At 39.5% G+C, this 18,697-nt stretch carries 25 protein-coding genes and 6 pseudogenes; 6 read left to right on the top strand and 25 right to left on the bottom strand.

Annotation, left to right across the window (positions count from 1 at the left end; genetic code table 11):
- The first annotated feature begins 82 nt into the window (after positions 1 to 82).
- A complete protein-coding gene (locus tag MHB64_RS32335; protein WP_094874673.1) occupies positions 83 to 568 on the top strand; it encodes a DUF6803 family protein in 486 nt (161 codons plus the stop codon).
- 119 nt (positions 569 to 687) lie between these two features.
- On the opposite strand, the pseudogene MHB64_RS32330 reads toward MHB64_RS32335, so the two are convergent.
- From MHB64_RS32330 to MHB64_RS32260, 15 genes and pseudogenes are all read right to left on the bottom strand, one after another.
- Positions 688 to 882: pseudogene (locus MHB64_RS32330) on the bottom strand (hypothetical protein); the annotation flags it as partial.
- Between the two features lie 75 nt (positions 883 to 957).
- Entirely contained in the window at positions 958 to 1,083 is a 126-nt protein-coding gene (locus MHB64_RS32325; RefSeq protein ID WP_341136365.1) for a hypothetical protein, read from the bottom strand.
- Positions 1,084 to 1,113: 30 nt separating this feature from the next.
- Positions 1,114 to 1,323 (bottom strand): hypothetical protein, encoded by a 210-nt coding sequence (locus tag MHB64_RS32320; protein ID WP_094874674.1) that lies wholly within the window; start codon positions 1,321 to 1,323, stop codon positions 1,114 to 1,116.
- 155 nt (positions 1,324 to 1,478) lie between these two features.
- Positions 1,479 to 1,802, bottom strand: a complete 324-nt coding sequence (locus MHB64_RS32315) for a winged helix-turn-helix domain-containing protein (protein WP_094874675.1) — start codon at positions 1,800 to 1,802, stop codon at positions 1,479 to 1,481.
- A gap of 5 nt (positions 1,803 to 1,807) precedes the next feature.
- Complete coding sequence (locus MHB64_RS32310; RefSeq protein WP_341136375.1) at positions 1,808 to 2,134, bottom strand: response regulator transcription factor; 327 nt, start codon at positions 2,132 to 2,134, stop codon at positions 1,808 to 1,810.
- A 684-nt stretch (positions 2,135 to 2,818) separates the two neighbouring features.
- Complete coding sequence (locus MHB64_RS32305; RefSeq protein ID WP_143812229.1) at positions 2,819 to 3,520, bottom strand: hypothetical protein; 702 nt, start codon at positions 3,518 to 3,520, stop codon at positions 2,819 to 2,821.
- 57 nt (positions 3,521 to 3,577) lie between these two features.
- Positions 3,578 to 3,886 carry a hypothetical protein gene (locus tag MHB64_RS32300; RefSeq protein ID WP_143812463.1) on the bottom strand — a complete coding sequence of 103 codons (309 nt, stop codon included), beginning with the start codon at positions 3,884 to 3,886 and terminating at the stop codon, positions 3,578 to 3,580.
- Between the two features lie 360 nt (positions 3,887 to 4,246).
- Positions 4,247 to 4,858: a response regulator transcription factor gene (locus tag MHB64_RS32295; RefSeq protein WP_256990066.1), complete on the bottom strand. Its 612-nt coding sequence runs from the start codon at positions 4,856 to 4,858 to the stop codon at positions 4,247 to 4,249.
- A gap of 164 nt (positions 4,859 to 5,022) precedes the next feature.
- On the bottom strand, positions 5,023 to 5,220 hold the full coding sequence (locus tag MHB64_RS32290; protein ID WP_094874680.1) for a DUF2933 domain-containing protein: 198 nt from the start codon (positions 5,218 to 5,220) through the stop codon (positions 5,023 to 5,025).
- A gap of 59 nt (positions 5,221 to 5,279) precedes the next feature.
- On the bottom strand, positions 5,280 to 5,462 hold the full coding sequence (locus tag MHB64_RS32285) for a DUF2933 domain-containing protein (protein WP_094874681.1): 183 nt from the start codon (positions 5,460 to 5,462) through the stop codon (positions 5,280 to 5,282).
- Positions 5,463 to 5,748: 286 nt separating this feature from the next.
- Positions 5,749 to 5,967 carry an SHOCT domain-containing protein gene (locus MHB64_RS32280; RefSeq protein WP_094874683.1) on the bottom strand — a complete coding sequence of 73 codons (219 nt, stop codon included), beginning with the start codon at positions 5,965 to 5,967 and terminating at the stop codon, positions 5,749 to 5,751.
- Positions 5,968 to 5,981: 14 nt separating this feature from the next.
- On the bottom strand, positions 5,982 to 7,316 hold the full coding sequence (locus tag MHB64_RS32275) for a sensor histidine kinase (RefSeq protein WP_341136364.1): 1,335 nt from the start codon (positions 7,314 to 7,316) through the stop codon (positions 5,982 to 5,984).
- A 7-nt stretch (positions 7,317 to 7,323) separates the two neighbouring features.
- Complete coding sequence (locus MHB64_RS32270; protein ID WP_094874685.1) at positions 7,324 to 8,031, bottom strand: response regulator transcription factor; 708 nt, start codon at positions 8,029 to 8,031, stop codon at positions 7,324 to 7,326.
- Positions 8,032 to 8,097: 66 nt separating this feature from the next.
- The gene (locus MHB64_RS32265) at positions 8,098 to 8,361 is read right to left on the bottom strand and encodes an FAD/FMN-containing dehydrogenase (protein ID WP_094874686.1); all 264 of its coding nucleotides are present in this window, start codon (positions 8,359 to 8,361) and stop codon (positions 8,098 to 8,100) included.
- 279 nt (positions 8,362 to 8,640) lie between these two features.
- A pseudogene (locus MHB64_RS32260) lies at positions 8,641 to 9,036 on the bottom strand (cupin domain-containing protein); the annotation flags it as partial.
- Between MHB64_RS32260 and MHB64_RS32255 the strand changes: the two are divergent.
- Positions 9,036 to 9,251: pseudogene (locus MHB64_RS32255) on the top strand (YmaF family protein); the annotation flags it as partial. The pseudogenes MHB64_RS32260 and MHB64_RS32255 overlap by 1 nt on opposite strands.
- Before the next feature lie 71 nt (positions 9,252 to 9,322).
- On the opposite strand, the pseudogene MHB64_RS32250 reads toward MHB64_RS32255, so the two are convergent.
- Together MHB64_RS32250 and MHB64_RS32245 are read right to left on the bottom strand one after the other, a co-directional pair.
- Positions 9,323 to 9,523: pseudogene (locus MHB64_RS32250) on the bottom strand (IS5/IS1182 family transposase); the annotation flags it as partial.
- 438 nt (positions 9,524 to 9,961) lie between these two features.
- Positions 9,962 to 10,230 (bottom strand): annotated as a pseudogene (locus MHB64_RS32245) (heavy metal translocating P-type ATPase); the annotation flags it as partial.
- A gap of 135 nt (positions 10,231 to 10,365) precedes the next feature.
- On the opposite strand from MHB64_RS32245, the gene MHB64_RS32240 reads away from it, so the two are divergent.
- The 3 genes from MHB64_RS32240 (at position 10,366) to MHB64_RS32230 (ending at position 11,690) form a co-directional block, all read left to right on the top strand.
- The gene (locus tag MHB64_RS32240; protein ID WP_094874495.1) at positions 10,366 to 10,548 is read left to right on the top strand and encodes a hypothetical protein; all 183 of its coding nucleotides are present in this window, start codon (positions 10,366 to 10,368) and stop codon (positions 10,546 to 10,548) included.
- A gap of 64 nt (positions 10,549 to 10,612) precedes the next feature.
- On the top strand, positions 10,613 to 11,143 hold the full coding sequence (locus MHB64_RS32235; RefSeq protein ID WP_094874494.1) for a hypothetical protein: 531 nt from the start codon (positions 10,613 to 10,615) through the stop codon (positions 11,141 to 11,143).
- Positions 11,121 to 11,690, top strand: coding sequence for a hypothetical protein (locus tag MHB64_RS32230; protein ID WP_094874493.1), 570 nt, complete (start codon positions 11,121 to 11,123; stop codon positions 11,688 to 11,690). The genes MHB64_RS32235 and MHB64_RS32230 overlap by 23 nt, the downstream gene beginning before the upstream one ends.
- A 285-nt stretch (positions 11,691 to 11,975) precedes the next feature.
- Here MHB64_RS32230 and MHB64_RS32225 read toward each other — a convergent pair whose 3' ends face one another.
- The 6 genes from MHB64_RS32225 to MHB64_RS32200 all read right to left on the bottom strand — a co-directional run bounded on the left by MHB64_RS32225 (position 11,976) and on the right by MHB64_RS32200 (position 15,467).
- On the bottom strand, positions 11,976 to 12,206 hold the full coding sequence (locus MHB64_RS32225) for a hypothetical protein (RefSeq protein WP_094874492.1): 231 nt from the start codon (positions 12,204 to 12,206) through the stop codon (positions 11,976 to 11,978).
- Positions 12,207 to 12,299: 93 nt separating this feature from the next.
- Entirely contained in the window at positions 12,300 to 12,701 is a 402-nt protein-coding gene (locus MHB64_RS32220) for a NusG domain II-containing protein (RefSeq protein ID WP_094874491.1), read from the bottom strand.
- 60 nt (positions 12,702 to 12,761) lie between these two features.
- Positions 12,762 to 13,871: a YncE family protein gene (locus MHB64_RS32215; protein WP_094874490.1), complete on the bottom strand. Its 1,110-nt coding sequence runs from the start codon at positions 13,869 to 13,871 to the stop codon at positions 12,762 to 12,764.
- A 296-nt stretch (positions 13,872 to 14,167) separates the two neighbouring features.
- Positions 14,168 to 14,380 carry a DUF2933 domain-containing protein gene (locus MHB64_RS32210; protein ID WP_094874488.1) on the bottom strand — a complete coding sequence of 71 codons (213 nt, stop codon included), beginning with the start codon at positions 14,378 to 14,380 and terminating at the stop codon, positions 14,168 to 14,170.
- A 206-nt stretch (positions 14,381 to 14,586) separates the two neighbouring features.
- Entirely contained in the window at positions 14,587 to 14,877 is a 291-nt protein-coding gene (locus tag MHB64_RS32205; protein WP_094874487.1) for a hypothetical protein, read from the bottom strand.
- Positions 14,878 to 14,927: 50 nt separating this feature from the next.
- The gene (locus tag MHB64_RS32200) at positions 14,928 to 15,467 is read right to left on the bottom strand and encodes a hypothetical protein (protein ID WP_143812217.1); all 540 of its coding nucleotides are present in this window, start codon (positions 15,465 to 15,467) and stop codon (positions 14,928 to 14,930) included.
- Between the two features lie 428 nt (positions 15,468 to 15,895).
- Here MHB64_RS32200 and MHB64_RS32195 point away from each other — a divergent pair.
- Positions 15,896 to 16,306: pseudogene (locus MHB64_RS32195) on the top strand (C40 family peptidase).
- 248 nt (positions 16,307 to 16,554) lie between these two features.
- Here the strand turns inward: MHB64_RS32195 and MHB64_RS32190 are convergent.
- Both MHB64_RS32190 and MHB64_RS32185 read right to left on the bottom strand, forming a co-directional pair.
- Positions 16,555 to 17,973, bottom strand: a complete 1,419-nt coding sequence (locus MHB64_RS32190) for a sensor histidine kinase (RefSeq protein WP_094874484.1) — start codon at positions 17,971 to 17,973, stop codon at positions 16,555 to 16,557.
- Positions 17,963 to 18,676, bottom strand: a complete 714-nt coding sequence (locus tag MHB64_RS32185) for a response regulator transcription factor (RefSeq protein WP_094874483.1) — start codon at positions 18,674 to 18,676, stop codon at positions 17,963 to 17,965. Before MHB64_RS32185 ends, MHB64_RS32190 begins: the two co-directional genes overlap by 11 nt.
- Positions 18,677 to 18,697 lie beyond the last annotated feature (21 nt).

Genomic DNA, 18,697 nt, shown 5'->3' with positions numbered 1-18,697 from the left:
ATACTCCTTCTCCAATCTCTTCTACAAACTTTCCACATATGATAACTCTTGCAGTAATTATATAAATGGAGGGAATTAATCAATGAACATGACTCATTACATGTCCCTTCTTATGGACAGCCAGCCGTGGAATCTGATCATCTTTATGGCAATCCCCGTCATTTTTGCTGAGACTATTACAGTAACCGAGTTCTTTATCCTTTTCAACAAAAACGTCCAGGGTGGATTAAAGGCGTTTAACCGAATCTGCAGTATTTTGGCCGGTCTCTACTTTACAGGAGTTTTCTTGTATCTCTTCCCGACAGCTTTTGTCCCTCTGACCGTAAATGGAGAGTGGCATTCCTGGGTAGACGTAGTCGCGGTTGGATTTTACCTCAGTGGCGTATTCTTCCTGCTGCCTCTGGCTCTTTTGGAGCTTGGGCTTATCGGCCGTAAACGTTCGGAAGAAGGAAAGCTCAAGCTTCACTTTATTCTCGTCAGCGGGTTTCTCGTTGTTGCACACATCGCCATGATCTTTGGGATGGTTAATCCTGAGATTGTAAGCGGAATGGCTGGTATGAATCAGTAATAAAGAAAGATTGCAAAAAGACTTCGAAGATATACTTCGAAGTCTTTTTTTATAGAAAACATCGAATGTAGGTGTCACAAACTTTTGTTTTTGTAAAGGATTTCTGTATCGCTAAATCATTATAGTTTTACTCGTTGTAAGCGAAGGGCATTTAGAACTACGGATACAGAACTTAGTGCCATAGCTGCTCCTGCGACCCAAGGAGCCAAGAGACCGATAGCAGCAATAGGAATCCCCAGTGTATTGTAACCAAGAGCCCAGAACAGATTCTGGCGGATGTTCGTCATTGTCTTGCGGCTCATATAGATGGCATCAGGTTTTGTCTCTATGCCCAAAGGATTGAAAACACCTTGGTTAAAAGGGGAATACAGGGGAATTGACAAATTCGTTCATAGCAGTTGGATTTCAGGTAGCATTGCTTCACCCTGTTCCATCTCGCCTGATATAGCTACACTCTTATTTCCTTTGAATATAATAATTTCGTCTCCTGTTAAGCTCCCTATGGAATCCGTCACTACATCGCTACCATCAATGATAAGGTCCCCTTAATACAACTTTCCTTCTTTTAATATCCATTCACCTGGGAATTTCTCATTAATCAATGCCATCGCCATTGAACTGTTGGATATCATTTTTTGCGAAGCAATATGTTCTATTTGAGATTCCATTCCAAGAATAGCGTATGTACCTTGTGAAATCGTCAGTAGCAAAGTAACGGTGGAAATAAAGAGCATTAGCTTTCGCGATAATTTCATATCAACCCGCCTTTTAATATTTCTTCCCTGAAAGCTTTAGAAAGAATGGATTATCAAACAGTTATAAAGAACATTACAAATCCTTTAGACCCATGAGTTCATTATTCGTCCTCTCTAGAAACAAGGAACTTATATCCCACTCCCCGTATGGTTTGTTAAGGACTATATTCCAAACCTGCACTGTTAAGTTTTTTTCGTATGTTTTTTATATGGGTATAAACAATTCGGTATCCTCCCCTATAATCAATTCCAAACATTTCCTCTACCAATTCTTTACGGGTAAATACACGTTGTTTACTCTTTGCAAGTGTAACAAGTAATACAGTCTCTTTTTTAGTTAAAGGAATGGATGTTCCCTGCATATAAAGCTCGTTATCATCTAATCGTATTTTCATATCCGACGAATCCATAACATGTAATTCTGTTAGAGGAACTTGTGAAGCTTGTATTAGGGTTGATCTGCTCAATAAAGAATTCATTCGGCTTAACTTTCCTGTAAATGAAAAGGATTGACCAAGTAACTGTCCACCCCAAAACAACCCACTTTATCCAATGTTGCTTTGCCCGCAGAAAGCTCAAGGAGTGGTATCCATTTAGTATCTTTAACGATTTCGAGAACATGGGATTCTTCTATATCCGGCAATAAGTCATCCAATAGGATGATATTAAAAGAATGCTTTTTCACCATAGTTAACGCATAACTACACGTTGCTGCTACCTTTATCGAAAATCCTTTTTCCAATAAAAAAATCCGAAGCAAATTTCTGATATTTCGGTCACTATGAATAATTAATACTCGATGATTAGTCATCATACTCAATGGTAGTTATGATGTTCGGAATGAAAAGAAAGCAACGAATAAAATTGTAAGAACTAACTCATATCAACAAATTTAGAGAATCAATAACGGTAACCAAAATAAAACCATTGGTTTACTTCCTTTATAAAAAGCTCTCTTTTATCATTTCCATTGTAGAAGGATTATGTGTGGACTCAATGTTGAAAGAATGTGATTTTTATGGACTTATTTCTAGTACATTTCGTCGCTCAACTTACTGACAAAATTTGCCTACAGCAAATAAAAATTCATTTTGTTCTGTCATCTTATCTCTCATCACTAACCCTATTTTCCACTCAGATATATGAAGAAAATATAGTTTAGACTGGAATCGTTGATTCTACAAGGTTTTGGAGCTAAGAAATCGTCAGCCTTTGATAAATAAGTTATAGACTGATAACCTAGAGGAAGGTATCCGTAATGCGACCGACACTATTAAGAGAAAATAAAAGTAGCCTGAGCATGAACTGTTTTTGGCATACAGTTGGACGTCCGGCGGCCAGAGACCCGGTCCGAATCCGGAAGAACCACTAGGTACACAAGCGGAAACTCTTCCTGAAATTAGATGGACACCAGTAAAAAAACAGCACGAGAAAAACTCTTAAACTGCCGCTAGTTTATTCATCTAATCTTTCCGTTAGTTGAATGAAATTACTGTTAGGAATCCTTTCGACGATGATAAATTACCGGCGAGGCGGCACTTTTCAGCCATAGGTATGCGTCACTTCCGCCAGGATTGGAAATCCAGATATTCGTGTCTGTATAATGGTATTTTCGTATCCAAATCAATTTATCGACGGAATGAATGTAGTCGGGACCGTAATCGCCATATCCTTCTGGTGGAATTGTAACCTTGGTGGTTTGTTCGCCTGATACGGTATCCACAATATATAAAGCTGGCAAAGGGAGTTTAGAAAAATCATTTGACCATTCCGCTTCTTTAACCCGAGAGACGTAAATCGTATCGTCGTCCTTCCAAGCAAAATCCAAGTCGGCGTAATTCTCCGGTGTATAAGTTGTAAATGTAGGGAATTCCTTCGTCATTAAATCTTTCTCCTTAAACCCAAACACAAGTCTTCCCCCACCTGCAATATACGCTAAGCTGTCTTTCGAAGGTGCCCATTTCGGACGTCCGACTTCTAAAATGATTTCATCCAATACTTCAAAATGACGACCATCGGATGAGATCGCGCAAACCATATTGCTGTCCATAGACCAGGATGCTGTTGGTGATACAACAAATGAAAGCCAGCTGCCGCTCCGCGAGAAAGAAAAATCACTGGGATTGACCGCAATGATTTTTGAACCGTTATTTGATATCTCATTCGATAGCCTATAAAATTTTTCGACGTTCTCCAAAGAGCTCGCCCCCGCCCAATTCTTCGGCAGTATCTTCTTATAAAGCGTCGCTCCCATTCAACCTTCCGGTGTGAGGTCGCCATTTTTTGATAGAATAAATCCGCTGCCGTCAGGAATCCAGACATATTCATCTACTCCAATTGCAGCGTTATTAAACTTCTTCAAGTCTGAAACATTGAGCACAGTACTGTATTTATAGGCAAGAATACTACCGTGGGGAGTCCACCTCGACAAATACCCTTTATAGATTTTTATTGTTTTTTTGGTGCTAACATCATAGATCTTAACGCTCTGCTGAGGCGGATTTTCTCCATCTTCTTCAACATAGGAAAGTAACACTCCATCAGCGGACCAATCTAGGCTCAAAGCCTTCCCCGAACTAGATACCTGGCTCTCCGTACCATTTACATACACCCTACGTTGCCGTTCCGAATAAAAGCGACTTTCGCCGGTACCTCTATTGTCCGTGAACTGTATCAGACGGATGAAATACCATAATAAAGAGGGCAATCGTAATAACTATTTTTTTATACCAATATGCTCTCACCTACTTCATTTCATTTTTCATTAGGGATGCCCTGTTTTATGTATTTTTACTCAAGTTGAGTTACTAACATTTCCAATTGATATAGCAAAAAGAGGAGCTGCCGAAGCATGCCCCTCTTTTCTTAGACCTTTTTAATTAAGATAACTCATTATTCAGCCCGGCTTAATGTGATTTTTTCACTACTCGTTCTCAGTGAAAACTAAGAACTTGTATCCAACTCCTCTTATTGTTTGTATAGGGTTATATTCTAAACCCGCACTTTTCAGTTTCTTACATATATTTTTAATATGAGAATCTATAACACGTGTCCCCCCATCGTATCCGAATATACTATCTATCAGTTCATCTCTGGTAGATACGAATTGACTGTTCTTAGCAAGGGTAGCGAGTAACTCCATCTCCTTTTCAGTTAGTGATACAACAGTCTCATCTATTTGAATCTCTCTAAGATTAAAGTGTAGCTTTATCCTCGAGAAATTCAACGTATTTGCCATTGAAAAGGAAGTTTGTGTCATCGCTACCCGGCGTAATAAAGCATTCATTCGGGCTAACAATTCTTCCAAATCAAAAGATTTGGTTAAGAAATCATCCGCACCGATCCGAAAACAACGAACTTTATTCTTGAGTTCTGTACACGATGAGAGCATAAGAATCGGTATAGTGTCTGTTTCTCTAAGTATTTGGCATACTTGGCATCCATCCATATCCGGTATTCTGGCATCCAATAGGATAATATCAAAGGGATGATTTTTTATCATCGCCAGCGCTTCCTGACCCGTAGTTGCTTCTATTATTGACCCAATAAGTAAAAGCGGATCGAATTTCTCGTAGCCCTGTATTATCTACAATTAACACTCGATGTTTAAACACTATTCTCACCTACCATACATTCTAGTTCCTGTACATTTTTATGCCTTTGTATTGAAGATATAATTTAGACACTAGGATAGTACACTTAGTTAATGGATAACTTTCCGATTTCTTTTTTCAATTGTTCGTTTTGCACTTTTATCTCATTATAGTCTTGATGAAGACTCCAATCTGATTGTGACTGATTAGAGCCTCCAACTTGACCATGCGTCCTCCGCATCCCAAACATCATAAATATCATCATTAACGAACAAATTAACAACAGCAGTATTGACCAATCCATCTTAAATTCCTCCTCAGTATTATCTTCTCATGTCGTTTATTTATTTCTAAGAATATGATTTATTTAGACAAATGGCGGATTTTTTTCAATTGTTCATTCTGCACTCTTAGCTCATTGTATTCTTTCTCAAGACTCCACTCTGATTTTGTTCCGTTTGAAAAAGATCCTTGACCATGCAACATTTTCATCCCAAACATCATCATTAGCGAACAAATCAACAACAGTAATAAAGACCACTCCATCTGTATACCTCCTCTGTATGTTGCTTATGTTGATGTTTTTATTGTAGATGAGTTATGTGTGGTTATAATTCATGCTCCTTACATACACCACAATACGTTTCACCGCTGATCAAGTGAACATTTAAAGACATCCGGTTTAGAATTGCTTGATGGATAAGTTTCTTTCTGAGCAAATATTTCTCGTTTCCCCAAAAGATGATCTTTTTAGAATTATAAACAAACCAGGAGGGAGATAAATCAAATGAGGTGGGCTCCTTGTTCTTTTGCCATATCTCCATTAATGTTATCAATCCCGCAAAATGCTCTTCATCCGGTAATAATCTTCCTCCGTGATTTCACCTCTTGCAAAGCGTTCATCCAAGATTCTCTCTGGAGTATTGTCAATAAATCGTGAATTCCCATTGCCCCCAACCCATTTTATCACCAAATAGATTACACCTACGATCAGTAAAAAATTGATGACTAATCCAAATGTTCCGAACCCAGAGCCATAACCCATCATCATTTCCTCTCATCCTTTCATCGAATTAATGGAAGACGAACACAAACAGTAGTTCCCTTTTTATTCTCACTTTCAACATGAATAGATCCGGCATGAGCATCCACTATGGCTTTAACAACCGCTAGTCCTATTCCGGCTCCGCCAGTCTTTCGATTCCTTGATTTCTCCCCGCGGTAGAAACGTTCAAAGATATAGGAAAGTTCACCTTCAGGTATTCCCATTCCGGTATCGGATACGATGACTACGCCCTCTGCTTTCTCTTTTAACACTTCAATATGAATACTTCCAGAACTCGTATATTTGAATGCATTGCTTATCAGATTTACGAATACCTGAACGAGCCGCGAACGGTCCCCTGTGATCCAAACGTCATTTGTACTTATCAGGTCAGCTGTAAGTCCTTTATGCCTAAACTGGCTGGATACTGTATTTAACGACATCTCAACAATATCGTTAAGAGATACGATCTCCGTCTTCAGCTGAACCATTGGATTCTCTACTGCAGCCAGATTTTCCAAATCACTGATGAGTCGAACCAGTCGCAGGACTTGATCATGACACACTTGAAGCTTATTCGGCGTCGGTTCCCATATGCCATCCTGAAAAGCTTCCAAATGGCTTTGTATAGTAGTTAAGGGCGTTCGCAGCTCATGCGCCACATCAGCAGTCAGTGATTTCCTTAACTGATCTTGCTTTTCCAACCCTTCAGCCAAATGATTGAGCGCACGCCCCACGTCATCAATCTCTGTATTTTGATTTATAACTTCAACCCGGGAAGTGAGATCTCCCTCTCTCATTCGCGAAGCGATATCTTTAATCTCTAAAAGAGGCTTGCTAATGCTTTTGGCCATATAGCGGCTAAACAGATACGTCCCGGCAATAACGAGAATCATTGCGGCCCATAACAATGTATTAAACATTCGCAGAAACTGCTGATTTTGGCTTTGCGATGTTTCGTTCACTGGTTGAAATTCCAATGTCCCGACCTGCTGATTGTCTTTTACGATTGCTTTTGTAATGGTGTCTTGCTTAGGCTGGGAATTCACTTCTCTTTGCATCCCCATTTGGCTAGTGTCCCAAATCAATTGGTGGTCTTTGTCATATACACGAACGATATATTCACTAACCATCGCCTGGTGCGAAATCATCATCCATACATTTGTATTCCATTGGCTGGTTGACTCATTATAAGCTTCTTTTAGAACTTCCAGTAACGTTTGTATTTCCGCCCGCTCCTGGTTTTTCTGATATTGGTTGAACGAAACATTCATTACTATGTTGACAAGCAGGACAATAGACAGAAGCGCAGCAAGAGCCACACCGGCATGGGATATAAGAAGCTTTCTGCTCAATCCGCCTCTATTTCTCATCCGGACTCACCAAGAATTTATATCCCACTCCAAATACTGTACCGATAAAAACAGGGTGTTTAGGGTCATCGCCAATTTTTTGTCTAATATTCTTGATATGAACATCGATGGTTCGCTCGAATCCTTCAAAGGTATCACCCTGGGTAAGGTTAACCAGTTCAAGGCGTGAGAACACTCTCTTCGGATGCTTCGCTAAAATTTCCAGCAGCTTAAACTCCATATGGGTAAGGGATACGGGCTCCTCGTGAATTCTCACCTCATAACGTTCCAAATCCATTGTTAAACAGCCTTGCGCATATGACAGCAGTGACATATTCCCTTGTTCCCGCTGATTGGTTCTTCTTAAAAGACTAATCACCCGGGCGAGCAGCTCTCTTGGGCTGAATGGTTTGGTAATATAATCATCGGCTCCAATCATGAGCCCATTCACCATATCGTCCTCACTGCTCTTTGCAGTCAGCATGAGTATCGGAACGTTCGATGATTTACGTACCATTCTGCATACTTCCTCTCCGGTCATATCCGGAAGCATCAAATCCAGCACGATCAGATCGGGCTGTAAGTTTTCAAAAAGATGAATCGCGCCTCTTCCTGTATCGGCTTTGTACACAATATAATTATTCTTTTCCAAATAAGCCTTAATGACCTGCAGGATATTTTCTTCATCATCCACCACTAAAATTTTCACGAACTTCATCACCTGCTTTGTTGTTAAAATGAGACAGACCTCATTTCTATGAGGTCTTATCTTATCATGATCGGATTAGAAGTTCATCATACCCCTGCTATATTGAGAATTCTGCATCATTCCTGAACTTCCCGTACCGTTTGAAGTGCTGCAATTGTCATGCATTTGCTTGATTTGGTCCTCTGACAGGTTTGGGTGCATTTGTTTGGAAAAGGGTAGCATTTTTTCGAAAAAACTGCTGCCGTTAGTATCATTGTTTGCTGTTGCAGCGTAAGCGCCAGCGGTTCCAATCCCCATAACAAGTACCAATGCTGATAATCCAATCCAAAGTTTCTTCATTTGTATCTCCTCCTTATAGTTACACTATATAAGAGAGTTATGAAGAACAAATTTGCAGCTTATGAAGAAGTTATGAAGATAGCAAAAGGATATGAACACGAGAAAGAAGCCTTTCACTCAACTTTATCCGGTGAAAGGCTCATTTAACTAAGGAGGGGACTAATGTTGGCGCATTGCGTACATGTTTGACATTATGTTTCTTCAAATCAGTTGTTCTATTCGATAATTGTCTGCTGAATGAAACTGAAGTTATAAATACTAAATTTAAAGCGTCGTCTATCAATGTGATACCATTGCCTCCGCCTTTGTAACATGTATGGTTCCGGTCGGATGCTCTGGTGGCGCGTAAATAACATAAACTTTTAACGGTATATTTCCAGTGTTCGTTAAGTTATGCCATTTGCCTGCAGGGATCAATATGGCATAGTTATCGTAGACCATTGTCTCAAAATCCAGCTTATTTTTCGAGTCACCCATTTGAACGAGACCCTGGTCCTCTTCAATTCGGATAAATTGGTCTGTATGAGGGTGTACTTCTAAACCAATGTCATCTCCAACCGGAATGCTCATAACTGTAACTTGAAAATATTCTCCCGACCATAATGCAGTTCGAAAGGTATTATTCAGTTTCGTTACTTGCTCAATGTTGATGACGAACGGTTTCTTTCCGTAATCCAGCTCCTAGTGGAGTCCCGCATGTTCATAATTATAATGTAGAAACCTCATTTAATGATCAGCATGTTCACCTAATTAGAGGTACAACAGGGCCCGCAATTCCTTTGGTAGGAGGCAGTCATTACCATCACTTTGAAGGGTATACAACAGTAAACGGCAGGATCCCACACTCCCATAGGTATAGAGAGAAAACTGGCGATGAGGAAGGGCACTGATATCAAACGAACTTATGAAAAACATACATCAGAACTTAAACATGATACTCAGGCATGTATTCCTTGAGAATTAGAAGTAAGTACTTGAACATTCGAATGGGAGGCACAGCATTTCGACCATTATCTAGGCAATATTTATTCTGTAATTCTTCATGGACAAAAGAAAAATCTACGAGGTCATTTATTTGTCGTAGCATATTATCTTTAGGTACGACGATATCGTAAAACGCCATAAATGGACTGAGGTTAAGGGATTGTTGGTTTGAAATCATCCGGGTCACCACCTAGAATTAATACAATAAATATACAGCAAAACAGGACACCCTTCCTCGAAAAGATCGAGGAAGGGTGTCCTGAAATGGAGTTTTCATAGCCCTCTAAAAGACGCCCGTATAATTTGAATTTAAAAAACATTAGAGGAGCGTAGCGAAGGGGGAATTTGGAACTGTAGGAGCGAAAGCGACCGCCTTTGTCTCCGAATTTCATCCGCGAACAGCGGTACAATTCAAGAAATTCTTACGACAACAGCGGCCGGAAGTCCAAATATTCCCCGTAGTTACAACTGACACCTTGGATGTATAGTCTTTAGAGAAATTAGTATTGGGACTTTTTCAGTGGCCTCGATATTCTTCGAAGTCTTTTTTGAAATCATCGAAAGTAGGAGACACGTAACTTCTGATAACCAAAGGGATACCAGACCCGCTTCATGTTTATAGCTTTACACGTTGTAATCGAAGAGCATTTAGAACTACGGATACAGAGCTAAGTGCCATAGCCACTCCTACAACCCAAGGCGCCAAGAGTCCAGCAGCAAAGAATAACCCAGAGTATTTTAACCAAGAGCCCAGAACAGATTCTGGCGGGTCTTAGTCATTGTCTTGTGGCTCATATATATGGCATCAGGAATACTCGTCAAGTCACCTCGAATCAGAGTTACATCTACTGCCTCCATCGCAACGTCCGTTCCAGTATTCATGGCAGGATAGTTTAAAACTTTCACGAATATACAATCAAGATAATACCTTACTTACAACGTTCATAAATTAGAGCATGTTTAATAGTGCTTAAGATTAGCCAAATGAAAGTAATAAAAGAAAATAAGGAGCGATTTCGTATGAATAACCTACAGGAAAAGGTATTGTTAATCGGTGAATTAACAACAGAATCAATTGTCAATGAATTAAAGATATTAGATAAGGTATATATAAATAAACTATTAAGTTCTTCTCCTGATAATTGGAGAGATGCTAAACAGAAAACAAGAGAATATTTCACATGTTTTTATGAAGTTGACTGAAAGTGCTATTCTTAGATGTTGCGACGACGAATACTTCGAAGGCCTAAGGAGAATATGTACCGCAATGAAACCATATTTTCACAAAGTCTATGTGTATGAAGATAACTTGAAATACATATTCAATTCTGACGTCGAGCTTGAACTTGATGATGAAGAGTATAAGAAAGAACGGGAAGCAGGCAAAACACAACAGAAATTAGTTATAGATTATCTTATCAACTGCGGGGTTGAAATTGTTCCTTATAATCGGAGATTAGAAATTTCAGTATCAACTAGAGCCTTTTTAAAAGAAACCACAAAAGGATTACTTTTTAGGTTATATGTAAACAATGAACAGTTATGGTCAAATGAAATTGATAAGCTCCTCTCCCTTTTTTCAGACTATCTTAAGAAAACGAAGGGATTCAACGTAAACCTAGATCAAATGAATACTCAGAATGGTGTAATATACTCTTTTTATTGTGATGATCAAACGTTGGATTCAGAGAACTTTGAAAGATCATTCACTGAATTCACTGACTTTTTAGAAGTTTGTGCAAATGATGTTAATCAAGCAAGTAGTATGCTATTGGATGCAAATTTATCAAGTAAATGAGATGAGTAAAATTATAAGTAAATATGCTAGAGAAGCAAAAAGATTAGCAATAGATATTAAATATGAACAAGAATCAAAGTTGTTAGCTATTAAACATAGATTGCATTCTGAAATGATTGACCTGGGTTCACCAGATCCAATCAACAGCATGGTTACAACGACAAGACCAGACTCTTTCTTAGATATTACAAGTCCTGACTATCTTAATGGATTCATTAGTAACGTAGATACAGTAAACATTCACAACCCACAAATCCTCTCCAATGTAAGGGGAATTATAGCAAAAGAAATAAATGGAGGTTTAAATTATAATGATTTTGATGAACAATTATTAAGAATATTCAAAGATAAAACGTCGTCAAAGATAGAGTATTTAAATTTAAAAACTGCACTTGATGAATTGAAAGATGAAACAACTCCTGAAACTAACAAGGTTACCGCTATGCAAAAAATCAAGGAATTCACAGTGAAAGCAGGATCAAGTATTGGACAAGTGGGACTGAATTTATTGGAAAAGTACATTGAGAATTTACTTCTTGGCTCATAAATCTTAATCAGTGAGTCCCAACATCCATACACTGCTCTTCTACGATGTGCCTGAGGAGTCCTTTAGGGCAATTTAAAGGAGAATAATGCCCCCTCCTAAGCTCAGTTTAACCGATCAAGATCCAGTTTAATTTCTGATTTTTATTTCGCAGGTGATGGATGTCGGAAATGCAACAAACTCTATAGGACTTCGTGCTTCCTACAAGTATGAATACATATTCTTAAAAATGAAAAAAGCTGACAACCGGTTCAAAACGGGAAGTCAGCTTGTTATTTGAAAGCCCTCTTAGATCGATTGCATCATTTTGCTCATATCGGCACCTTGCATCATTTTGCTCATGTCTCCGGATTGATGCATGTCTAATAACTGATCTTCGGACATATTAGGGTGCATCTCCTTCATGAAGGGAAGCATGTCCTTCAGGTGGGATGTTTCATCTCCCGCTGCATATACTGCTGTTCCAATACCCATCGCTAATATAACTGTGCTAAGACCAATCCAAAACTTCTTTCTCATTTAGTATCTCCTCCTATATTTTCTTCTTCTCTGAATAAACGGGGATGAATGAAGTTCAGAAATAAATATTTTTGTTCAAGGAAATCCCAAAAGTTAAATGACAGCGTCAAGTTCATCCGCATTTTTATTACCGCCTGGGTTAAGTACTTCAACCATCACCCGGTTAGGAATACAAATGATCTGCTGATGAGGCTTCGAAATAAAGCCCATTTGTAAGGCGATTTTTTTGGGACAATCAGAAAATATCATCTGGATACCGTAATCAAATACCTTCAAGGTATCATGTCCGTATTTAGTTTGGATATCGATAATTTGCTCTTCCTTTGTTAAATTGACGGTCTTATATGTTCTGCCATCCACCGTGATTTGGGCAACTAACTGGCCTTGAACATACGTATCATTCCGTGAATCAAACCATTTCACTCCGTATATCAAACCTACAATGAAAAGTACGATACCAATAATCACAACGTCTCCACGTTTTATGTTCTGCAACGTCCTTACCCTCTCGCTTTGTACTCATTCATTGAAAATCAATATGAACTCTATATCAGCTTAGGGTGTGTAACTAATACCATTCGGAGTTGCACCTACATTAACCTGGGAGATCACCTTGTTTTCTTGGTTATCTATGACGCTGACGGTATTGTCAAACATGTTCGTTACATATATGCGGATATTATCCGTACTTGTTACGACACCATGAGCACCCTTGCCGGTTTCTATGGTTGCAACCACTTGCTGTGTACTCAAATCGATTTTGGAAATGCTGTTTGAAGGGTTTTCCTCTGTACCTTGATTGGCAACAAAGGCATATTGATCATCTGACTGGATAAAGACTTGTGCAGGGCCTGCACCAACAGGTACTTTCACACTACTACCTTTTTCCAAATCCATTATGGTAACTGCATTTTCAGCGTTAAGCGTAACAACCAAGGTTTGACCATCACTTGTTATACCTGTTGTAACAGGAGTCTGTCCTGCCGTAATCTTCTGTTCTTCTTTCATCGTTTGGAGGTTTAACACGCTGACGGTATCTTCCTTCATATTAGCAACATAAGCGAATTTACTATCTGCAGAAACTCTAAATCCATGCGGTCCCTTTCCCGTAGGAATTGTTGTTACCTGTCCATATGTCTTGGCATCAAGAACCGTCACATTATCATCTTCATTATTGGAGATCAGGATATACTTATTGTCTTCTGTAAATACGATATGTGCAGGGTGTAATCCCACCTCTACCTGGTGAATCTTATTGTTTGTTGCTGTATCATAAAATACCGCAGATCCGTTCATGTCATGATCGGAATTATGATTATCATCACTCTCACTCATCTCCGGCATTTCGGGGACTACCGTTACTCCAACGGTTTTTCCATCGGGTGAAATCTGAACATTGTGAACGGCTCCATCCATTTGAATGGTATCTAGTACTTTATTGGTGGCTGCATCTATCTTCGAGATGCTGCCTCCTTCATTCGCTGTATAATAGACTCCCCTTTCTTCCAAGGCTCCTTCTCCTGGGGAGGGTTTATTCGACTCTACAGTTTGACTATTAGCAGCTGGTAGTGCAGAGTTCAGTTTCGTACTTGAACCATTACCACATGCTGTGAGTCCTACTGCAAGAATAAGGATAGACAGACCGATTATCATTTTTTTGTTCATAGTATAGTTATGCCCTCCAACTAAAGTAATTAAGGATCATTTTATGTTTCTCTTTCGCATCATTAGCGGCATCAATATTAAATGTGAGAGCGGGCAAATAAGTAACAGGCTGTATGTTAAGATATTGCTAGATGCCCCTTTGGAAGAATTCGCTACAAGCATAATCCCTATAAGAACAATAGGTAGGATGCAGCATAATTTCATAAACCAACCATGTTTTTTTATTTCACCGTGATCATGACCGTTATCCTCGTGGGCTTGTTTTCCATGATTGTGATTTCCACAACAACTCATTCCTAATTCCCCCTTACGACTGCTTTATCTTTTAACCCTTGCACTTCTTTTTGCAATAAATCATTTTGTGCTTTTAAATTCAATAATTCTTGCTGTACCTCACCAGCGGAAAGTTGTTTCTTATGAGGACCATGGCTGTGTCCACCTCGCATACCAAACATCATAAATATCATCATTAACGGACAAACCAGAGCGATTAGCCAAGACCAATCCATATCGTTACCTCCATAAAAATATGATTTGTTATAGTCTCATTGTAGGGAATGACTATGTAGAAAATATGTAGAAACATTGGGTTAATCATAAAGATAGAAAAAATTCACAAATATTTATTAACAAGAAAAGAACAAGCTGTAACCCGGTTTTTCCGAAGTCAGCTTGTTCTTTTTCCTGAATCCATTGGATTTGACTATTCGAACGATTACATCATTCCCATTCCGCCGCCACTGCTGCTTGAATTGCCGTTGTTCATATTCATGTCATCATCCATCATACCGCCTGAGCTTCCCATAGTAGAACCCTGTTGTCCCATATAGCCTTGCTGCATTTGCATCATTTCCTGCTGTAATTTGTTCATCTGTTGCATCATATTTTCCATCTGATCCATCGATACACCATTCCTAGTCCCTTGCATGGTTCCTCCTACCACCATGATAATTAACCCAACAAACGAGATTATGGCTAGTTTCAGCCACCCATTATTGCTTTTCATTTTGAATCCCTCCAATTTCGTATCGTTATTTCTTCAATTCCATGTTAGATTCAATCGTTCGCTGTTTTATCCTTTTGAGTGGGCTTCTCTTTTTTTCCTGAGGTAAGGAAAGCTCCATTTGAAGAAGCCATAGTGATATATTGTTTCACATAGCTGAATAAGAAAGCAATCAATGCCATGATCATAAGGATGGTCAACAGTATAATAAAAAACGTTATTTTTGCCGAAACACTTAAGCTGGAAATCAGTCCAATTTGATTTGGATAAAATCCTCCATTCATCAGAATACCCAAGAGATACAAGACCACAAGTACACCCAGTAAGGTGGATGCCAGAACGACTATCGTCTTCAGCATAGGATCATTGCTAATGAATTCTTTCCCTCTGTTAAATGATTCTTTAAAATACTTGTTCTTCACCCATACTCCTAGTCCGATAGCCAGGCTAAGAATTAACACCACAACTAACAACTGAGTCAAGCCAGATAAAAGGCCACTCATCACACCACCTGAATTATAGTTCCCCGCGCCCATCATGCCTTCTGCACTTCCAGAAACTCTAAACCCTGACGGCATACTCGACTCGTCCATCTGCATCATTTCCTCCTCTTAATGAACAGTTTGTCTAACAATACTCTGATGCTCTTGCTGTATTTCAAGCGTACCAATGTACTTTGGGAAAAGTATGGAGAAAGAATGTTCTTGTAAAAAATCATATTGTAGCTAAAGTTCTTGTGGGAATCATGTGGACTTTATGTGGTTTCAATGGAGTTTATAGAAAATGATGGTGCCAAATATTACGCCTTACAAATCTATAAAACCCTATGTTAGGATGTGAGCAGATTCACATGACAACATAAGGAGGAACACAACATGAAAAAAACAATAGCTATCTTTTCGTCTCCATAACATTATTCACGAGTCCATCTGGGATTCTTTCTACCTATGCGGCTAGCGAGCTCCCTTTACAGTCGACAGCAACAGCGAGTACTCTGAGAGAGAACGTAATAAGACAGGGAATGAATTATCTAGGCACTCCTTACGAGTTTGGTTCAATCCGTAGTAACACTAAAACTTTCGATTGCTCTGATTTTGTAAGACAAGCTTATCTAGAAGGGACGGGAATCATACTACCCGCAGATTCGAGGACTCAAGGGGCTTATATCAAAAAAACGGAATGGACATAACCAACTGGAGAATCCTGAAACCAGGGCGACATTATGTTCTTTATGTCTTACCGTGGCAGCAAAGAAACCGATTATAAGGGGATTAACAAAAATAAGGCCCGAATTATGCATAACGGCATTTATATCGGAAACAGTAAAATTATACAAACTTATTCCATAAAATCAGGTGGAGTTCGGATTGATAACATTGAAGGTACCAAATGGGAAAAACGTTTTCTATTTGGTGGTAGCGTTCTTAAATAGAAATAAAAAGGGAGCAGCATTAACTACTGCTCCCTTTTATCCACACTGGCAAGGTTTATTTTTTTGACCTTCTGTTTAGATTCAATACTCTCAGCAGCAGGAACAAACTTATCGCGATGAGTACTGCACATATCAAAAATGTTTTTACGAAACTGCCAAATTGAAGAAGCGTCTCACTCCGAAAAGAAACGGCTGACAGGGTCATACACATGACCCCTATTCCCATAAAGAGAAAGGATATAAGCCATTCAATTTTCTTCACATGATTCCCCCCCATGGCTCGGTTGCAGCATAAAGTGAACTTCAAACCGGGTACCTTCGCCTAACTTACTGGTAACCGTTATTTCCCCGCCCTGTAACTCAATTAGCTTTTTAACGATGGATAAACCTAATCCCGTCCCCCCGAATTGACGGGAACGAGATTTTTCCACTCTATAAAACCGTTCAAAAATATAAGGCAGGTCTTCTTCAGGAATTCCTATCCCTGTATCCTCAACAATTAAGATTACCGATGTAGTGGTATACTGCAAATCTACATTAATGCTACCCTTCTCTGTATAGCGAACGGCATTCTCCAGCAGATTCAAGACGATTTGCTCCATCCGTTTACCATCTGCAAGAACCAAAGAACTGGTGCCATACGGATGGAACGACAGGCTTAAGCTTTTTTCTTTTCTCTTCAATTCAACTTTTTGGACAGCCTGTTCCACCAGGTCCGTCATGTTGATCCGTTCTAGTAAAAGGGGTATTTTCCCTTCTTCCATTTTTGCCAAATCGAAAACATCATCGACTAAATGCTGCAGCCGGACCGCCTCTTGATAAATGATATCCAGGTAACGTTCTTTCTCCTCTTCGGTCTCATAGAGGTGATCTCTAACCACTTTAGAGTACCCTTCCAAATAGGTAATGGGTGTCCGCAGGTCATGTGAAATGTTAGAGAACAACTCTTGACGGGTATCCCGGTAACGCTGAAGATCGGCCGCTAAATCATTGATGGCCTCCGCCAAACTTCCGATTTCATCTCTACTTTTGATCTCGATCCGGGTTTCCAGTTCACCTATAGCAATTTTACGAGTAGCTTTTTGCATTTGTAAAAGCGGACGAGACAAGACTTGGGCGATAATCCACGTAATTCCCAAAGCTAGCAAAAATGCCCCCATCCCGGAGAGGATCAGCAAATTCCTTACTCCAGATAGGGATTGCTCCATTTGTTCCGTAGAAGACATTACATAAAGGGCTGAGGTAATGACACCTTCGCTAGAGATCGGTTGACCGGAAACAAAATAACGATGTCCGTCAGGATCTTCATACAGCAAGCTAACCTTTTTGCCGGTAAAAATCTTTTCGAGGTCAGAATTCCGAATAAACGCTCGGTCGGCTGAATCATGGACACCGGAGTGAAGATTTACTTTTCCATTTTCTAAAATATTAAAGATACTAACATTCGAAAACTCCGCAAAAGTCATCATGGTCTGCTCGGATGTCGTATCGGCAGCATTAGCCATAACCGAAAAGTGGGAGGCAATCTCCTCGGTTTCTTTTCGCATTTCGGCGGTATAAAAATTTGTGAACATTTTGTCGATGGCAAAGCCCAGGAATAACAAAACAATCAAGAGTACAGTAATGATCACAAGTCCTAGTTTTAACCCTATACGGTTATTTCGCATCTTGATTCTCTGCCGCTTGAAATTTATAGCCTACTCCCCACAACGTTTGGATCGGATTATAACTCATTCCAGCTCTATGCAGCTTCTCACGAATATTCTTAATATGAGTATCCACCACTCGAATTTCACCCTCATAATCATGTCCCCAAACCCGTTCAACCAGTTCCTCCCGGGTAAAGGCACGCTGTTTGCTCTGGGCTAACATCATAAGAAGATCAAATTCCTTTTGAGTAAAATCTACAGGAACCTCATGAATACGAATCTCTCGAGCATCCGGGAAAATATTTAACTCTGGAAAATCCAGCACCCATTGTGGGGGTTGCAAGACTTGAGTAATCGTAGACCTCCGGATTAACGAATACATTCTAGCCAATAACTCTTCAGGTTCAAAGGGCTTCGTTAAATAATCATCTGCCCCTACCCCAAGTCCATGGATTTTGTCTTTGGTTTCCGTACGTGCCGTGAGCATCAGAATAGGTACGGTATCTGTTTCTCTGACAGCCCTGCATACTTGCCAGCCATCCATATCAGGCATCATTACATCCAGCAATATGATATCAAAGGTGTTTTTTTTTATCATAGACAGGGCTTCTTGACCCGTTGCAGCTTCTTGAATTCGAAATCCTTCTTTCATTAGATAAATACGAAGTAAGTTCCGCATATTCCACTCATCATCTACGATCAATACCTGTAGTTTTGACATTATACCCACACTCTCCATTCT

Origin of the sequence: Paenibacillus sp. FSL K6-2859 (assembly GCF_038008265.1) — a bacterium.
Classification (GTDB): domain Bacteria; phylum Bacillota; class Bacilli; order Paenibacillales; family Paenibacillaceae; genus Paenibacillus_AQ; species Paenibacillus_AQ nitricinens.
Note: the sequence above shows the minus strand (reverse complement) of the source record. Positions and strands in the feature narration are given on the sequence as shown.

Coding starts and splice junctions, on each gene's coding strand:
- MHB64_RS32210 (WP_094874488.1), bottom strand. CDS start 14,380: ATGGATTGGTCTTGGCTAATCGCTCTGGTTTGTCCGTTAATGATGATA.
- MHB64_RS32285 (WP_094874681.1), bottom strand. CDS start 5,462: ATGGAGTGGTCTTTATTACTGTTGTTGATTTGTTCGCTAATGATGATG.
- MHB64_RS32205 (WP_094874487.1), bottom strand. CDS start 14,877: ATGAAAAGCAATAATGGGTGGCTGAAACTAGCCATAATCTCGTTTGTT.
- MHB64_RS32230 (WP_094874493.1), top strand. CDS start 11,121: ATGCAAATTTATCAAGTAAATGAGATGAGTAAAATTATAAGTAAATAT.
- MHB64_RS32320 (WP_094874674.1), bottom strand. CDS start 1,323: ATGAAATTATCGCGAAAGCTAATGCTCTTTATTTCCACCGTTACTTTG.
- MHB64_RS32215 (WP_094874490.1), bottom strand. CDS start 13,871: ATGAACAAAAAAATGATAATCGGTCTGTCTATCCTTATTCTTGCAGTA.
- MHB64_RS32265 (WP_094874686.1), bottom strand. CDS start 8,361: ATGAAGAAACTTTGGATTGGATTATCAGCATTGGTACTTGTTATGGGG.
- MHB64_RS32235 (WP_094874494.1), top strand. CDS start 10,613: ATGAAACCATATTTTCACAAAGTCTATGTGTATGAAGATAACTTGAAA.
- MHB64_RS32310 (WP_341136375.1), bottom strand. CDS start 2,134: ATGACTAATCATCGAGTATTAATTATTCATAGTGACCGAAATATCAGA.
- MHB64_RS32200 (WP_143812217.1), bottom strand. CDS start 15,467: ATGGACGAGTCGAGTATGCCGTCAGGGTTTAGAGTTTCTGGAAGTGCA.
- MHB64_RS32270 (WP_094874685.1), bottom strand. CDS start 8,031: ATGAAGTTCGTGAAAATTTTAGTGGTGGATGATGAAGAAAATATCCTG.
- MHB64_RS32290 (WP_094874680.1), bottom strand. CDS start 5,220: ATGGATTGGTCAATACTGCTGTTGTTAATTTGTTCGTTAATGATGATA.
- MHB64_RS32315 (WP_094874675.1), bottom strand. CDS start 1,802: ATGAATTCTTTATTGAGCAGATCAACCCTAATACAAGCTTCACAAGTT.
- MHB64_RS32335 (WP_094874673.1), top strand. CDS start 83: ATGAACATGACTCATTACATGTCCCTTCTTATGGACAGCCAGCCGTGG.
- MHB64_RS32280 (WP_094874683.1), bottom strand. CDS start 5,967: ATGATGATGGGTTATGGCTCTGGGTTCGGAACATTTGGATTAGTCATC.
- MHB64_RS32185 (WP_094874483.1), bottom strand. CDS start 18,676: ATGTCAAAACTACAGGTATTGATCGTAGATGATGAGTGGAATATGCGG.
- MHB64_RS32190 (WP_094874484.1), bottom strand. CDS start 17,973: ATGCGAAATAACCGTATAGGGTTAAAACTAGGACTTGTGATCATTACT.
- MHB64_RS32240 (WP_094874495.1), top strand. CDS start 10,366: ATGAATAACCTACAGGAAAAGGTATTGTTAATCGGTGAATTAACAACA.
- MHB64_RS32225 (WP_094874492.1), bottom strand. CDS start 12,206: ATGAGAAAGAAGTTTTGGATTGGTCTTAGCACAGTTATATTAGCGATG.